The organism is Escherichia sp. KS167_9B (assembly GCF_030295215.1).
Classification (GTDB): Bacteria; Pseudomonadota; Gammaproteobacteria; order Enterobacterales; family Enterobacteriaceae; genus Escherichia; species Escherichia coli_F.
The window spans coordinates 2,322,186-2,337,917 of the sequence record NZ_AP025754.1 but is presented as its reverse complement, the minus strand read 5'-3'; the positions used below and the strand labels follow the sequence as shown (position 1 = coordinate 2,337,917).

General features: G+C 48.2%; 18 protein-coding genes. 13 read left to right on the top strand and 5 right to left on the bottom strand.

The features are described from left to right. The first annotated feature begins 227 nt into the window (after positions 1 to 227). Positions 228 to 893, top strand: coding sequence for a UPF0149 family protein YecA (yecA, locus tag QUE34_RS11770; protein ID WP_000847882.1), 666 nt, complete (start codon positions 228 to 230; stop codon positions 891 to 893). Positions 894 to 942: 49 nt separating this feature from the next. Here yecA and tyrP read toward each other — a convergent pair whose 3' ends face one another. Beyond that, the gene (tyrP, locus tag QUE34_RS11765) at positions 943 to 2,154 is read right to left on the bottom strand and encodes a tyrosine transporter TyrP (protein ID WP_000797564.1); all 1,212 of its coding nucleotides are present in this window, start codon (positions 2,152 to 2,154) and stop codon (positions 943 to 945) included. Between the two features lie 190 nt (positions 2,155 to 2,344). Here tyrP and QUE34_RS11760 point away from each other — a divergent pair, with 190 nt between their 5' ends. Continuing rightward, complete coding sequence (locus QUE34_RS11760) at positions 2,345 to 2,584, top strand: YecH family metal-binding protein (RefSeq protein WP_000377223.1); 240 nt, start codon at positions 2,345 to 2,347, stop codon at positions 2,582 to 2,584. A 37-nt stretch (positions 2,585 to 2,621) separates the two neighbouring features. Here the strand turns inward: QUE34_RS11760 and ftnA are convergent, their stop codons facing one another. Together ftnA and QUE34_RS11750 are read right to left on the bottom strand one after the other, a co-directional pair. After that, a complete protein-coding gene (ftnA, locus tag QUE34_RS11755) occupies positions 2,622 to 3,119 on the bottom strand; it encodes a non-heme ferritin (RefSeq protein WP_000917208.1) in 498 nt (165 codons plus the stop codon). A 171-nt stretch (positions 3,120 to 3,290) separates the two neighbouring features. Then, positions 3,291 to 3,614: a YecR-like family lipoprotein gene (locus QUE34_RS11750; protein WP_001237859.1), complete on the bottom strand. Its 324-nt coding sequence runs from the start codon at positions 3,612 to 3,614 to the stop codon at positions 3,291 to 3,293. Positions 3,615 to 3,876: 262 nt separating this feature from the next. On the opposite strand from QUE34_RS11750, the gene azuC reads away from it, so the two are divergent. Then, positions 3,877 to 3,963, top strand: a complete 87-nt coding sequence (gene azuC / locus QUE34_RS11745) for a stress response protein AzuC (RefSeq protein WP_010723106.1) — start codon at positions 3,877 to 3,879, stop codon at positions 3,961 to 3,963. 114 nt (positions 3,964 to 4,077) lie between these two features. After that, on the top strand, positions 4,078 to 4,329 hold the full coding sequence (yecJ, locus tag QUE34_RS11740; protein ID WP_000082120.1) for a DUF2766 family protein YecJ: 252 nt from the start codon (positions 4,078 to 4,080) through the stop codon (positions 4,327 to 4,329). A gap of 77 nt (positions 4,330 to 4,406) precedes the next feature. Here the strand turns inward: yecJ and QUE34_RS11735 are convergent, their stop codons facing one another. Beyond that, a complete protein-coding gene (locus QUE34_RS11735) occupies positions 4,407 to 4,910 on the bottom strand; it encodes a non-heme ferritin-like protein (RefSeq protein WP_000179469.1) in 504 nt (167 codons plus the stop codon). Between the two features lie 796 nt (positions 4,911 to 5,706). Here QUE34_RS11735 and araF point away from each other — a divergent pair. From araF to otsA, 5 genes are all read left to right on the top strand, one after another. Beyond that, on the top strand, positions 5,707 to 6,696 hold the full coding sequence (gene araF / locus QUE34_RS11730; RefSeq protein WP_000548680.1) for an arabinose ABC transporter substrate-binding protein AraF: 990 nt from the start codon (positions 5,707 to 5,709) through the stop codon (positions 6,694 to 6,696). A gap of 69 nt (positions 6,697 to 6,765) precedes the next feature. Beyond that, positions 6,766 to 8,280 (top strand): arabinose ABC transporter ATP-binding protein AraG, encoded by a 1,515-nt coding sequence (gene araG / locus QUE34_RS11725; protein ID WP_001187824.1) that lies wholly within the window; start codon positions 6,766 to 6,768, stop codon positions 8,278 to 8,280. 14 nt (positions 8,281 to 8,294) lie between these two features. After that, positions 8,295 to 9,281, top strand: a complete 987-nt coding sequence (araH, locus tag QUE34_RS11720; RefSeq protein WP_001306740.1) for an arabinose ABC transporter permease AraH — start codon at positions 8,295 to 8,297, stop codon at positions 9,279 to 9,281. 166 nt (positions 9,282 to 9,447) lie between these two features. Next, positions 9,448 to 10,248, top strand: a complete 801-nt coding sequence (gene otsB, locus QUE34_RS11715; RefSeq protein WP_032303233.1) for a trehalose-phosphatase — start codon at positions 9,448 to 9,450, stop codon at positions 10,246 to 10,248. Continuing rightward, positions 10,223 to 11,647: an alpha,alpha-trehalose-phosphate synthase gene (gene otsA, locus QUE34_RS11710; RefSeq protein WP_001559270.1), complete on the top strand. Its 1,425-nt coding sequence runs from the start codon at positions 10,223 to 10,225 to the stop codon at positions 11,645 to 11,647. Before otsB ends, otsA begins: the two co-directional genes overlap by 26 nt. A gap of 6 nt (positions 11,648 to 11,653) precedes the next feature. Here otsA and uspC read toward each other — a convergent pair whose 3' ends face one another. Next, entirely contained in the window at positions 11,654 to 12,082 is a 429-nt protein-coding gene (gene uspC, locus QUE34_RS11705) for a universal stress protein UspC (RefSeq protein ID WP_000122421.1), read from the bottom strand. 781 nt (positions 12,083 to 12,863) lie between these two features. Between uspC and flhD the strand changes: the two genes are divergently transcribed. From flhD to motB, 4 genes are all read left to right on the top strand, one after another. Beyond that, complete coding sequence (gene flhD, locus QUE34_RS11700) at positions 12,864 to 13,214, top strand: flagellar transcriptional regulator FlhD (protein WP_001295647.1); 351 nt, start codon at positions 12,864 to 12,866, stop codon at positions 13,212 to 13,214. Positions 13,215 to 13,216: 2 nt separating this feature from the next. After that, the gene (flhC, locus tag QUE34_RS11695; RefSeq protein WP_001291603.1) at positions 13,217 to 13,795 is read left to right on the top strand and encodes a flagellar transcriptional regulator FlhC; all 579 of its coding nucleotides are present in this window, start codon (positions 13,217 to 13,219) and stop codon (positions 13,793 to 13,795) included. A gap of 126 nt (positions 13,796 to 13,921) precedes the next feature. Then, positions 13,922 to 14,809: a flagellar motor stator protein MotA gene (motA, locus tag QUE34_RS11690; protein WP_000906336.1), complete on the top strand. Its 888-nt coding sequence runs from the start codon at positions 13,922 to 13,924 to the stop codon at positions 14,807 to 14,809. After that, on the top strand, positions 14,806 to 15,732 hold the full coding sequence (gene motB, locus QUE34_RS11685; protein WP_000795625.1) for a flagellar motor protein MotB: 927 nt from the start codon (positions 14,806 to 14,808) through the stop codon (positions 15,730 to 15,732). Before motA ends, motB begins: the two co-directional genes overlap by 4 nt.

The window sequence follows — 15,732 nt, the reverse complement described above, 5'->3', positions numbered from 1 at the left end:
GTTACGGCAAAGGTAGTAGATAGTCAATCTCCGCAAAGTGGTGGAATGAGTTCCTATACGATAAGCAATGTCGTGAAACCACCTTCGGGTGGTTTTTTTGTGCCTGCAACTTGTCGTTACACCCTCCTTAATTTTTAATCACCGGCAAAGCCACTCAAAAAGTATCTCTGATACGGACCGACATGTAAGATAGGTGTTGGCGAGTTGAGATCCACAAGGAAAAGCGTATGAAAACGGGACCGTTAAACGAAAGTGAGTTGGAATGGCTGGACGATATTCTGACCAAATACAACACTGACCACGCCATTCTTGATGTGGCGGAGCTGGACGGTTTATTGACGGCGGTGTTGAGTTCTCCGCAAGAGATTGAACCGGCACAGTGGCTGGTTGCCGTATGGGGTGGGGCTGACTATGTGCCACGCTGGGCGTCAGAGAAAGAGATGACGCGCTTTATGAATCTGGCTTTTCAACATATGGCTGATACCGCAGAGCGTCTGAACGAATTCCCGGAGCAGTTTGAGCCGTTATTTGGCTTGCGAGAAGTCGATGGCAGTGAGCTGACGATTGTTGAAGAGTGGTGCTTTGGCTATATGCGGGGCGTGGCACTTTCTGACTGGTCAACGTTGCCCGATTCGTTAAAACCGGCGCTGGAGGCGATTGCGCTGCACGGTACTGAGGAAAACTTCGAGCGGGTAGAGAAGATGTCGCCAGAAGCGTTTGAAGAGAGCGTAGATGCCATTCGACTGGCGGCGCTTGATTTACATGCATACTGGATGGCGCATCCGCAGGAAAAAGCTGTTCAGCAACCGATCAAAGCAGAAGAGAAACCGGGTCGTAACGATCCTTGTCCGTGCGGCAGTGGTAAGAAATTTAAGCAGTGCTGCCTGCATTAAGAGGTCAAATTGGGTGTCAGCGTTAATTCTGGCACCCAATAAGATCTAATCATCCCACTTCTGGTAACAAGCCTGCCGCAATCAAAAATTGCACGCCAATCACAGCAATACCACAGAGAAACACCACCACCAGCGCCGGACGACCACCTTTCACCCGGTAACCCGCCTGAGGATTGTGCTTTCTGCTTTGCCAGGTCAACAGCGAAGGGATAATCAATGCCAGTACCGCCAGCGCCACACCGGCGTAACCCAGCGCCATTACAAATCCTCGTGGATAAAACAGTGCAAACGCTAACGGCGGCAGAAAGGTAATTGCACCAGTTTGCAATCGTCCACCAACGGTATTTGAACGCTGAAACAAATCTGCCAGATAATCAAATAAACCTAACGCAACGCCGAGGAATGACGTGGCGAGGGCTAAATCAGCAAATAAATGCACCGCCAGCTCAACATGCGGAGAGGCCACCATTTCGCGTAATGCCTGTAACAGCCCGTTTAATCCGGCATGATTAGCCAGCAATCCCATAAAGGTGGTTGAATCAATGCTGCCAAGCGTCGCCAGCTGCCAGAAAATATATGCCACCAGGGGGATCGCACTACCGGTTATAAACACCCAGCGTAGCTTACGAATATTGCCATCCATATAACTGACAATGCTCGGCACGCTACCGTGAAAACCAAACGACGTAAAAATCACTGGGATTGCAGACAGTGCCAGCCCCTGTTGCAACGGCAGGGTTAAAAGATTCACCTTATGAATATGCGGAAGTAGCAGTACCAGCATCACCACCAGAAAAATAATTTTGGCGCTGAACAGAAAACGGTTAAATAAATCGACCAGCGAAGTTCCGACACAAACCACGCCACCGGCAACAAAAGTGAACAACAGCACGCCAGCGGTTGCCGACATTGAAATACCTGTCCAGTCGCTGATGCTGGAAGCCAACAATTCACCAGCACCGCTGATGTATGCCGCAGTCAGAGCATACATTAAGAACATCATACTGAAGCCCGTCAGCCACTGACCGTAGCGTCCCAGATAGCGTTTTGCCAGCGTGCCCAGACCGGTATCTGCCGGGACATGCTGGTACACCTCCAGTAGTAATAGCGCCGTGTAGCACATCAACGCCCAAAGCCCAATCAACAAGATTAACGTGACGCTAAAACCAACACCTGCCGCAGCCAGCGGCATTGCCAGCATGCCTGCGCCAATTGTGGTTCCCGCCACGATAAAAACACTTCCCAGAGTTCTGTTTTTCACGCTTTCTTCTGTCCTGACGATCTTTATGAGTGATATCTGCGGCGCAGGTTAAGGCATAACGGCGGATTCGTCAAACCGGCGTTACATATGGTGTAAATATAGATGTACAATAAAATGCGTTCAGTCCTGCGCTGGCGCAAAGTCTTGGTAAGCGGCAATCGCTACGCTAGCCTTTTTTTGAGGAGGAACGATGGACTCTATTCACGGTCATGAAGTGTTAAATATGATGATTGAATCAGGCGAGCAATATACGCATGCCAGTCTGGAAGCAGCGATTAAAGCGCGTTTTGGTGAACAGGCACGTTTTCACACCTGCTCGGCAGAAGGGATGACAGCGGGAGAGCTGGTAGCGTTTCTGGCAGCAAAAGGCAAATTTATACCTTCGGAAGACGGTTTTTCAACCGATCAGAGTAAGATTTGCCGTCACTGATTTGAAACGGCGGCAGTAAACCTGCCGCCTGAGAGCATTAGTTTTGTGTGTCGAGGGTAGAGAGTTCTTTGTCGATAAAATACAAACCTTCGCCGCTTTTGCCTGCCAGGCTTAATTTATCAATAATCGATTTGAACAGTTTCTCTTCTTCATGCTGCTCAGAAACATACCATTGCAGGAAATTAAATGTTGGGTAGTCCTGATTGGTCATTGCAGCATGAGCCAGTTCGTTAATTTTCTGCGTGATTAATTGTTCGTGTTTATAGGTTTCCTGGAATAATTCATCAAGTGAGGAATATTCAGCAAACGGAGATTCAACGGTATTAATACGCGGTAAGTTGCCGGTATCAGTCAGATAATCAAACAGACGCTGCATATGCGTCATCTCTTCCTGGGCGTGGCGGCGCAGGAACGCGGCAGCACCTTCGAAGGTATGATAGCTGCACCAGGCGCTCATTTGCTGATAAAGCAGTGAAGAGTACAGTTCCAGGTTCATCTGCTCATTAAGTTTTTCAATCATTTCTGGTTTCAGCATGATAGTGCTCCACAAAGGTTATATTTGTTGCTGTGGCGTCACTATAATTTGTTATTTTATTATTTGCAAAAGGTAAAATATAAACTTCATTTATTAAAAATACGAATGGGAATAAAACGCATTACCGCTATTTATTTAATCAGCGAAGATCCCCCTCGCTGATTAAAACGTTTAGAGAAAGACAGGGAAGGCGGAATGATGGCACTGATATGACAAAGTGAATTCCGTATTCAAACATAAGGAACCCGCAAAGAGGCTACAGTTGCCTACTGGCTGACCAAAGGGGATAGCGTGGGTATAGCCTTCCTGCTGGCATGCGCGATCGGCGATCCCGCGACTGACATAACGATCGGTACGGGCATGCTGCAAAAAAGCCTGATCATAAACCAACCGAACAATACCTGTTGCCGCGTCAACTTCGCCCACATGAGCCTGGCGAGTAACTGTGCACCCCGCCAGCGTTATTAATGAAAGAGTCAGAATCAGAAGTCTCATGGTCCAGCCAGAAGAGTAAAAGAAAGCAGTATTTTACGCGTTACAGCGCTGCGACAATGGCCGGAAAAGACGCCTGGCAGGCGCTATTTCTCGCCATCTGTATGTGTCAGAAATGGGGGTGCTGCTTTTTGATTATCATTTTTATAACATTAAAGGGGTATTTATGTGATTTGTATCACATAAAGATTGATTTTTGTGATGGTTGTCATATTATAAGTGCAAAGACAATAACACCTGCATAACAAATAGTCGGAGTGCCGCGATGAAACTGCGCAAGATCCTGAAAAGTATGTTCAATAACTATTGCAAGACGTTCAAAGACGTACCGCCAGGCAATATGTTCCGATAACAAAAAACCTGCTCCGGCAGGTTTTTTTGTGTCCTGATGACGGTGGATGTGACTATCACTGAAGATGTGAAGCCGCTACTATAACGGCTTTCAAAATGCTATCAGGAGTTTACGATGTCCCAGCCGCTGAATGCCGATCAGGAACTGGTTTCTGATGTGGTTGCTTGCCAGTTGGTTATCAAACAAATTCTCGACGTTCTGGATGTAATCGCGCCCGTTGAAGTTCGCGAAAAAATGTCCAGCCAGCTGAAGAATATCGACTTTACTCACCATCCCGCCGCCGCAGACCCGGTCACCATGCGGGCAATCCAAAAAGCCATCGCGCTGATTGAACTCAAGTTTACCCCACAGGGCGAATCCCATTAAAAAACCGCTGCTTCAAAAAGATGAGGCAGCGGTTTCTCAAAAACTTCATCGGCGCAATGCATTAGCGCCGATGATGATCAATGCAGCTGATGCGACACGACATTCAGAACATGTTGGTCGGTCTGCACAGGGCACATACCAGCAAGTTTCGCACTGCGCACTTCATCAAGAATGGTTTGCAGCAACAGGCCATCATGCTGCTGTTCTTTTTCCAGATCGCGCAGGAAATTGACGGTTGAATCATCATTCAGTTCTTTAGCTTCATCGGCTAACTGTGCCAGCGTGCTTGAACGTTGCTCGTATTCTTCCATCGTTTTTTGGAAAAGTTCTTCCAGTGAGTTCAGTTTTTCACCGGGAACATCAATGGCTTTAACGATGGGAGTAGCGCCGACACTCTTCATAAAGTTAAACATGCGCATCATTTGGGTCACGTTACTCTGTGCCTGGGCGCGAAGGAAAGTGGCGGTGCCGTTCAGACTCTGTTCAGAACACCAGTTACTCAGGTGAAGGTAGAGATTGGATGCGTAAAACTCGCGGTTCATTTGAGAGTTGAGTTTGAGAAGCATTCCAGCGGTTGCCATACCTAATATCCTTATATCCAGAAGTGGAGAGGTGCAAGATAAATCAAAACACCATAATTACTGTTTGCAGAATAATTCCTTTCTGCCGGTCCGAAATGTGATCGTGGAGTCAATTCTGACGATGATCTGAAATAAGAATAACGTCTGAACGGGTATAAGAAAATGCTTAAATCATCAAGTTTATATATTTTTACATTTCATTGATGAAATCAATGTAACTGCAATGAATTTTAATGATGATGCTTTTTGTATCTTGTTGATATTAATAGGGGGATTTGAATTCATGATGAAGAAATGATTTTTTAAAACGTTTTTTCATTTTTGAGATATGGCTCTCAGTATACGTGTTCTGTTAATTAATGAGCACAGTGATAATTAATGGCGAAATGAATGACGCGCATTTTCCACATCTTTGAGTTGTGGTTATTACACCATTTCAAAAACTCAACGCCAGGTAATGCGGCCTATTGACTGGTTAAAAAGAAGACATCCCGCATGGGTACCAAAGACAACAAGGATTTCCAGGCTAATCTTATGGATTAATCTGCTGTGCATTCGACAATTTGTCTGACAAATTGGCTTTCCCTTATGTCTTTTCCCGCTAAATTTATGCACGTTCTCACTGTAATTCTGCGATGTGATATTGCTCTCCTATGGAGAATTAATTTCTCGCTAAAACTATGTCAACACAGTCACTTATCTTTTAGTTAAAAGGTAATGCTTTGTTTTCCGATTAATTTAACGAAAGTCATTCGTTTTTGCCCTACACAAAACGACACTAAAGCTGGAGAGAACCATGCACAAATTTACTAAAGCCCTGGCAGCCATTGGTCTGGCAGCCGTTATGTCACAATCCGCTATGGCGGAGAACCTGAAGCTCGGTTTCCTGGTGAAGCAACCGGAAGAGCCGTGGTTCCAGACCGAATGGAAGTTTGCCGATAAAGCCGGGAAGGATTTAGGGTTTGAGGTTATTAAGATTGCCGTGCCGGATGGCGAAAAAACATTGAACGCTATCGACAGCCTGGCTGCCAGTGGCGCGAAAGGTTTCGTTATTTGTACTCCGGACCCTAAGCTCGGCTCTGCCATCGTGGCGAAAGCGCGTGGCTACGATATGAAAGTCATTGCCGTGGATGACCAGTTTGTTAACGCCAAAGGCAAGCCAATGGATACCGTTCCGCTGGTGATGATGGCAGCGACCAAAATTGGCGAACGTCAGGGCCAGGAACTGTATAAAGAGATGCAGAAACGTGGCTGGGATGTCAAAGAAAGCGCGGTGATGGCGATTACCTCCAACGAACTGGATACGGCTCGTCGCCGTACTACGGGTTCTATGGATGCGCTGAAAGCTGCAGGATTCCCGGAAAAACAAATTTATCAGGTACCTACCAAATCTAACGACATCCCGGGGGCATTTGACGCTGCCAACTCAATGCTGGTTCAACATCCGGAAGTTAAACATTGGCTGATCGTCGGTATGAACGACAGCACCGTGCTGGGCGGCGTACGCGCGACGGAAGGTCAGGGCTTTAAAGCGGCCGATATTATCGGTATCGGTATTAACGGTGTGGATGCGGTGAGCGAACTGTCTAAGGCACAGGCAACCGGCTTCTACGGATCACTGCTGCCAAGCCCGGACGTACATGGTTATAAGTCCAGCGAAATGCTTTACAACTGGGTCGCAAAAGGTGTCGAACCGACCAAATTCACCGAAGTTACCGACGTGGTGTTGATCACGCGTGACAATTTTAAAGAAGAACTGGAGAAAAAAGGGTTAGGCGGTAAGTAATCTGCCGAAAAAATTCCCCTCTGCATGATGCAGAGGGGGTGTGAACGACCAGTGATTCTCGGAGACGTTATGCAACAGTCTACCCCGTATCTCTCATTTCGCGGCATCGGTAAAACGTTTCCCGGCGTTAAGGCGCTGACGGATATTAGTTTTGACTGCTATGCCGGTCAGGTTCATGCGTTGATGGGTGAAAATGGCGCAGGAAAATCAACTCTCTTAAAAATCCTCAGCGGCAACTATGCGCCAACCACGGGTTCTGTAGTGATTAATGGGCAGGAAATGTCCTTTTCCGACACAACCGCAGCACTTAACGCGGGTGTGGCGATTATTTACCAGGAACTGCATCTCGTGCCGGAAATGACCGTCGCGGAAAACATCTATCTCGGCCAGCTGCCGCATAAAGGCGGCATTGTGAATCGCTCATTGCTGAATTATGAGGCGGGTTTACAACTTAAACATCTTGGTATGGATATTGACCCGGACACGCCGCTGAAATATCTCTCCATTGGTCAGTGGCAGATGGTTGAAATTGCCAAAGCGCTGGCGCGTAACGCCAAAATTATCGCCTTTGATGAGCCAACCAGCTCCCTCTCTGCCCGTGAAATCGACAATCTTTTCCGCGTTATTCGTGAACTGCGAAAAGAGGGGCGGGTGATCTTATACGTTTCTCACCGTATGGAAGAAATATTTGCCCTCAGCGATGCCATCACCGTCTTTAAAGATGGGCGTTATGTCAAAACCTTTACTGATATGCAGCAGGTTGACCACGACGCCCTGGTGCAGGCGATGGTCGGGCGCGACATCGGCGATATCTACGGTTGGCAACCGCGTAGTTATGGCGAGGAGCGGCTGCGTCTTGATGCTGTGAAAGCACCAGGCGTGCGTACGCCAATAAGTCTGGCGGTTCGCAGTGGAGAAATTGTCGGTCTGTTTGGTCTGGTCGGGGCAGGGCGTAGCGAATTAATGAAAGGCATGTTTGGCGGTACGCAAATCACCGCCGGTCAGGTTTATATCGACCAACGGCCGATTGATATTCGTAAACCGAGCCACGCTATTGCCGCAGGCATGATGCTCTGCCCGGAAGATCGCAAAGCGGAAGGCATTATTCCTGTGCACTCCGTTCGCGACAATATCAACATCAGTGCCAGACGCAAACATGTGCTCGGCGGTTGTGTAATCAACAACGGTTGGGAAGAAAACAATGCCGATCACCACATTCGTTCGCTCAACATCAAAACGCCGGGCGCAGAGCAACTGATCATGAATCTTTCAGGCGGAAATCAGCAAAAAGCCATTCTGGGCCGCTGGTTATCGGAAGAGATGAAGGTCATTTTGCTGGATGAACCTACGCGCGGCATTGATGTTGGTGCTAAGCATGAAATTTACAACGTGATTTATGCGCTGGCAGCGCAGGGCGTGGCGGTGCTGTTTGCCTCCAGCGACTTACCCGAAGTCCTCGGAGTTGCCGACCGGATTGTGGTGATGCGCGAAGGCGAAATCGCCGGTGAATTGTTACACGAGCAGGCAGATGAGCGTCAGGCATTAAGCCTTGCGATGCCTAAAGTCAGCCAGGCAGTTGCCTGAGTAAGGAGAGTATGATGTCTTCTGTTTCTACATCGGGTTCTGGCGCACCTAAGTCGTCTTTCAGCTTTGGGCGTATCTGGGATCAGTACGGCATGCTGGTGGTGTTTGCGGTGCTTTTTATCGCCTGTGCCATTTTTGTCCCAAATTTTGCCACCTTCATTAATATGAAAGGGTTGGGCCTGGCAATTTCTATGTCGGGGATGGTGGCGTGTGGCATGTTGTTCTGCCTTGCTTCCGGTGACTTTGACCTTTCTGTCGCCTCCGTAATTGCCTGTGCGGGTGTCACCACGGCGGTGGTTATCAACCTGACTGAAAGCCTGTGGATTGGCGTGGCAGCGGGTTTGTTGCTGGGCGTTCTCTGTGGTCTGGTCAATGGCTTTGTTATCGCCAAACTGAAAATAAATGCCCTGATCACGACACTGGCAACGATGCAGATTGTTCGAGGTCTGGCGTACATCATTTCAGACGGTAAAGCGGTCGGTATCGAAGATGAAAGCTTCTTTGCCCTTGGTTACGCCAACTGGTTCGGTCTGCCTGCGCCAATCTGGCTTACCGTCGCGTGTCTGATTGTCTTTGGTTTGCTGTTGAATAAAACCACCTTTGGGCGTAACACCCTGGCGATTGGCGGGAACGAAGAGGCTGCGCGTCTGGCGGGTGTACCGGTTGTTCGCACCAAAATTATTATCTTTGTTCTCTCTGGTCTGGTATCAGCGATAGCCGGAATTATTCTGGCTTCACGTATGACCAGTGGGCAGCCAATGACGTCGATTGGTTATGAGCTGATTGTTATCTCCGCCTGCGTTTTAGGTGGCGTTTCTCTGAAAGGTGGCATCGGAAAAATCTCATATGTGGTGGCGGGTATCTTAATTTTAGGCACCGTGGAAAATGCCATGAACCTGCTTAATATTTCTCCTTTCGCCCAGTACGTGGTTCGCGGCTTAATCCTGCTGGCAGCGGTGATCTTCGACCGTTACAAGCAAAAAGCGAAACGTACTGTTTGATGCTTTTTTCTGCAACAATTTAGCGTTTTTTCCCACCACAGCCAGCCGCCACAACGGTTGGCTGTTCTTCATTGCAAATGGCGACCCCCGTCACACTGTCTATACTTACATGTCTGTAAAGCGCGTTCTGCGCAACACAATAAGAAAAGAGAAGGAGGAGAACCGGGTGACAGAACCGTTAACCGAAACCCCTGAACTATCCGCGAAATATGCCTGGTTTTTTGATCTCGATGGAACGCTGGCGGAAATTAAACCGCATCCCGATCAGGTGCTCGTGCCTGACAATATTCTGCAAGGACTTCAGCTACTGGCAACCGCAAGTGATGGTGCATTGGCATTGATATCAGGGCGCTCAATGGTAGAGCTTGACGCTTTGGCAAAACCTTATCGCTTCCCGTTAGCGGGCGTGCATGGGGCGGAGCGCCGTGACATCAATGGTAAAACGCATATCGTTCATCTGCCGGATGCGATTGCGCGTGATATTAGCGTGCAACTGCATACGGCTATCGCCCAGCTTCCCGGTGCTGAGCTGGAGACGAAAGGGATGGCCTTTGCGCTGCATTATCGTCAGGCTCCGCAGCATGAAGACGCATTAATGACATTAGCGCAACGTATTACTCAGATCTGGCCACAAATGGCGTTACAGCAGGGAAAGTGTGTTGTCGAGATCAAGCCGCGAGGCACCAGTAAAGGTGAGGCGATTGCTGCCTTTATGCAGGAAGCTCCCTTTATCGGGCGAACGCCGGTATTTCTGGGCGATGATTTAACCGATGAATCTGGCTTCGCTGTCGTTAACCGGCTGGGCGGAATGTCAGTAAAAATTGGCACAGGCGCAACTCAGGCATCATGGCGACTGGCGGGCGTGCCGGATGTCTGGAGCTGGCTTGAAATGATAACCACCGCATTACAACAAAAAAGAGAAAATAACAGGAGCGATGACTATGAGTCGTTTAGTCGTAGTATCTAACCGGATTGCACCACCAGACGAGCACGCCGCCAGTGCCGGTGGCCTTGCTGTCGGCATACTGGGGGCACTGAAAGCCGCAGGTGGACTGTGGTTTGGCTGGAGTGGCGAAACAGGAAATGAGGATCAGCCGCTAAAAAAGGTGAAAAAGGGTAACATTACGTGGGCCTCTTTTAACCTCAGCGAACAGGATCTTGACGAATACTACAACCAATTCTCCAATGCCGTTCTCTGGCCTGCTTTTCATTATCGGCTCGATCTGGTGCAATTTCAGCGTCCTGCCTGGGATGGCTATCTACGCGTAAATGCGTTGCTGGCAGATAAATTACTGCCGCTGTTGCAAGACGATGACATTATCTGGATCCACGATTATCACCTGTTGCCCTTTGCGCATGAATTACGCAAACGTGGGGTGAATAATCGCATTGGTTTCTTTTTGCATATTCCTTTCCCGACACCGGAAATCTTCAACGCGCTGCCGACATATGACACCTTGCTTGAACAGCTTTGTGATTATGATTTGCTGGGTTTCCAGACAGAAAACGATCGTCTGGCGTTCCTGGATTGCCTTTCTAACCTGACCCGTGTCACGACGCGTAGCGCAAAAAGCCATACGGCCTGCGGCAAAGCGTTTCGAACAGAAGTTTACCCGATCGGCATTGAGCCGAAAGAAATAGCGAAACAGGCTGCCGGACCACTGCCGCCAAAACTGGCGCAACTCAAAGCGGAACTGAAAAACGTACAAAATATCTTTTCTGTCGAACGACTGGATTATTCCAAAGGTTTGCCGGAGCGTTTTCTCGCCTATGAAGCGTTACTGGAAAAATATCCGCAACATCACGGTAAAATTCGTTATACCCAGATCGCGCCAACGTCGCGTGGTGATGTGCAAGCCTATCAGGATATTCGTCATCAGCTCGAAAATGAAGCCGGACGAATTAATGGTAAATATGGGCAATTAGGCTGGACGCCGCTTTATTATTTGAATCAGCATTTTGACCGTAAATTACTGATGAAAATATTCCGCTACTCTGACGTGGGCTTAGTGACGCCACTGCGTGACGGGATGAACCTGGTGGCAAAAGAGTATGTTGCCGCTCAGGACCCAGCCAACCCGGGCGTACTTGTTCTTTCGCAATTTGCGGGAGCGGCAAACGAGTTAACGTCGGCGTTAATTGTTAATCCCTACGATCGTGACGAAGTTGCAGCTGCGCTGGATCGTGCATTGACTATGTCGCTGGCGGAACGTATTTCCCGTCATGCAGAAATGCTGGACGTTATCGTGAAAAACGATATTAACCACTGGCAGGAGTGCTTCATTAGCGACCTAAAGCAGATAGTTCCGCGAAGCGCGGAAAGCCAGCAGCGCGATAAAGTTGCTACCTTTCCTAAGCTTGCGTAAGTGCGGTTAATCTCCCGTAAGTGGAACTAACAGCACATCGACCTCACTTGAGGCAATCACTCTTTTCGCCGAGCAGGATGCTCGCGAAAAGAAACTGTGATTGTGATTACCGCAAATCACCAAATCGAAATGATGTTTGCGACAAACCTCCAGAATATGTTCGCTTAACTCACCGTAGGCAATAAACGTCTCGTCAACGGGATACCCCGCATCCTGAATTAACTTATCAAGAAAGCTTTGCGTTTCTTCCTGCATCACGCTGCGTAAATCTTCAAGCATCGGCGCGGCTAATTGATTGTACATTTCCGGGTCGGAAGCGAGAGTAATTAAACTGATGTGTCCCTTTACTGGCCTGGCGATAGATACCGCTTTTGCTAGCAGTTGCTGACTTTCCGGTGTAACCGCAACGGCGACAAGAATATTGCTATAGCTCATAACCTGTTCCTTATTCTGTGAACTTCAGGTGACATTAAAGCTTTACTCCTAATGGAGAATCGACGCAATCCCAACTCAGTCAAACAGGTAAATATTAGTGTGATTATTAGTAAATACAATTAATCAATCACTCTCGGTGATCATATGATTTCAACTGTAATTATAAGAAAATAATGTACTGATTCTCCATATTAAACAAGTGGTTAATATATGTAAAACATTTTATTAACATTAAGTTGATTGTTGCCTTTCTTTGTATTTAATTAGTTTGTTGTGCGGTAAGTGTCTGTTTAAAAATAGCTTATCGGGTATTGCCTTAAAGCAATTATTTATAGCAGATGATTATTTACGGTGAGTTATTTTAACTGTGCGCAACATCCCATTTCGATTATTCCTGTTTCATTTTTACTTGCTATCGTAGCGAAAAACTTTTTAACAGATTGAAATACACCCAAAACAAAAGTATGACTTATACATTTATGTTAAGTAATTGAGCGTTTTGTGTGATCTGCATCACACATTATTGAAAATCGCAGCCCCCCTCCGTTGTATGTGAGTGTAGTGACGAGTAAAGTTGCGTCGATTTAGGAAAAATCTTAGATAAGTGTAAAGAACCCCTTCTATTTGTAAGGACTTATTAAATCCAAAAAAGGGGGCTCTGCCTATTGCAGCTTATCGCAACTATTCTAATGCTAATTATTTTTTACCGGGGCTTCCCGGCGACATCACGGGGTGCGGTGAGACCGCATAAAAATAAAGTTGGTTATTCTGGGTGGGAATAATGCATACCTCCGAGTTGCTGAAACACATTTATGACATCAACTTGTCATATTTACTACTTGCACAGCGTCTGATTGTTCAGGACAAAGCGTCCGCAATGTTTCGTCTCGGCATAAATGAAGAAATGGCGACAACGTTAGCGGCACTGACTCTTCCGCAAATGGTTAAGCTGGCCGAAACCAATCAACTGGTTTGTCACTTTCGTTTTGACAGCCACCAGACGATTACTCAGTTGACGCAAGATTCCCGCGTTGACGATCTCCAGCAAATTCATACCGGCATCATGCTCTCAACACGCTTGCTGAATGATGTTAATCAGCCTGAAGAAGCGCTGCGCAAGAAAAGGGCGTGATCATGAGTGAAAAAAGCATTGTTCAGGAAGCGCGGGATATTCAGCTGGCAATGGAATTGATCACCCTGGGCGCTCGTTTGCAGATGCTGGAAAGCGAAACACAGTTAAGTCGCGGACGCCTGATAAAACTCTATAAAGAACTGCGCGGAAGCCCACCGCCGAAAGGCATGCTGCCATTCTCAACCGACTGGTTTATGACCTGGGAACAAAACGTTCATGCTTCGATGTTCTGTAACGCATGGCAGTTTTTACTGAAAACCGGCTTGTGTAATGGCGTCGATGCGGTGATCAAAGCCTACCGTTTATACCTTGAACAGTGTCCGCAAGCAGAAGAAGGACCGCTACTGGCATTAACCCGTGCCTGGACATTGGTGCGGTTTGTTGAAAGTGGATTACTGCAACTTTCCAGCTGCAACTGCTGCGGCGGCAATTTTATTACCCACGCTCACCAGCCTGTTGGCAGCTTTGCCTGCAGCTTATGTCAGCCGCCATCCCGGGCAGTAAAAAGACGTAAACTTTCCCAGAATCCTGCCGATATTATCCCACAACTGCTGGATGAACAGAGAGTACAGGCTGTTTAACTGATACGGTGTGGCGAAACATTCCAGCAGCGGTAACGACGTACCGCTGCTTTTTTTTGCCCCAATCGCGCGTTAACGTCTGACGACTGAACATCCTGTCATGGTCAACAGTGGAAGGATGATGTCGTGCTTATCTTATTAGGTTACCTGGTTGTTCTCGGTACAGTTTTCGGCGGTTATTTGATGACCGGTGGAAGCCTTGGAGCACTCTATCAACCCGCTGAACTGGTGATTATTGCCGGTGCAGGGATTGGGTCGTTTATCGTCGGCAATAATGGCAAAGCGATTAAAGGCACGCTGAAGGCGCTGCCGTTGCTGTTTCGTCGCTCCAAATACACCAAAGCTATGTATATGGATCTGCTGGCTCTGCTTTATCGGTTGATGGCGAAATCGCGGCAGATGGGGATGTTTTCGCTGGAACGCGATATTGAAAATCCCCGTGAGAGCGAAATCTTCGCCAGCTACCCACGCATCCTTGCGGATAGCGTCATGCTTGATTTTATCGTCGATTATCTGCGCCTGATTATCAGCGGTCACATGAATACCTTCGAAATTGAAGCCCTGATGGATGAAGAGATTGAGACGCACGAAAGCGAAGCAGAAGTCCCGGCGAACAGTCTGGCATTGGTCGGGGACTCACTTCCGGCGTTTGGTATTGTCGCGGCTGTGATGGGGGTCGTTCACGCGTTAGGTTCAGCCGATCGTCCTGCCGCCGAGCTGGGGGCGCTTATCGCACATGCGATGGTGGGGACTTTCCTCGGTATTTTATTGGCTTACGGATTTATTTCCCCATTAGCGAGTGTTTTACGTCAGAAAAGCGCCGAAACCAGCAAAATGATGCAATGCGTGAAAGTCACACTGCTTTCTAATCTGAACGGTTACGCACCGCCTATCGCCGTTGAGTTTGGTCGCAAAACGCTCTATTCCAGCGAACGTCCGTCGTTTATTGAACTGGAAGAGCATGTGCGTGCGGTGAAAAATCCGCAACAACAGACGACAACCGAGGAAGCATGAAGAATCAAGCGCATCCGATTATTGTCGTCAAACGACGCAAAGCCAAAAGCCACGGGGCAGCACATGGATCGTGGAAGATTGCTTATGCCGACTTTATGACCGCGATGATGGCCTTTTTTCTGGTGATGTGGCTAATCTCCATCTCCAGCCCAAAAGAGCTGATTCAGATTGCGGAGTACTTCCGGACTCCACTGGCGACTGCGGTTACGGGCGGCGATCGCATTTCTAATAGTGAAAGCCCAATTCCCGGTGGGGGTGATGATTACACCCAAAGCCAGGGGGAAGTGAATAAGCAGCCGAACATCGAAGAGCTGAAAAAACGCATGGAGCAAAGTCGATTGCGGAAATTGCGTGGCGATCTCGACCAGTTGATTGAATCCGATCCGAAACTGCGGGCGTTACGTCCACATCTCAAAATCGATCTGGTCCAGGAAGGTCTACGTATTCAGATCATCGATAGCCAGAATCGCCCGATGTTCAGAACCGGCAGTGCCGACGTCGAACCCTATATGCGCGACATTCTGCGCGCCATCGCGCCCGTTCTGAATGGTATTCCCAACCGTATTAGCCTTTCGGGTCATACCGATGATTTCCCTTACGCCAGTGGTGAGAAAGGATATAGCAACTGGGAGCTTTCTGCCGATCGAGCCAATGCTTCCCGCCGCGAACTGATGGTTGGCGGATTGGATGGCGGCAAAGTGTTACGTGTCGTCGGCATGGCGGCAACGATGCGCTTAAGCGATCGCGGTCCTGATGATGCTGTCAACCGTCGCATCAGCCTGCTGGTACTGAACAAACAAGCCGAACAGGCCATTTTGCATGAAAACGCCGAAAGCCAGAATGAGCCAGTAAGCGCCCTGGAAAAACCTGAGGTTGCACCACAGGTCAGTGTTCCCACAATGCCATCAGCCGAACCGAGGTGA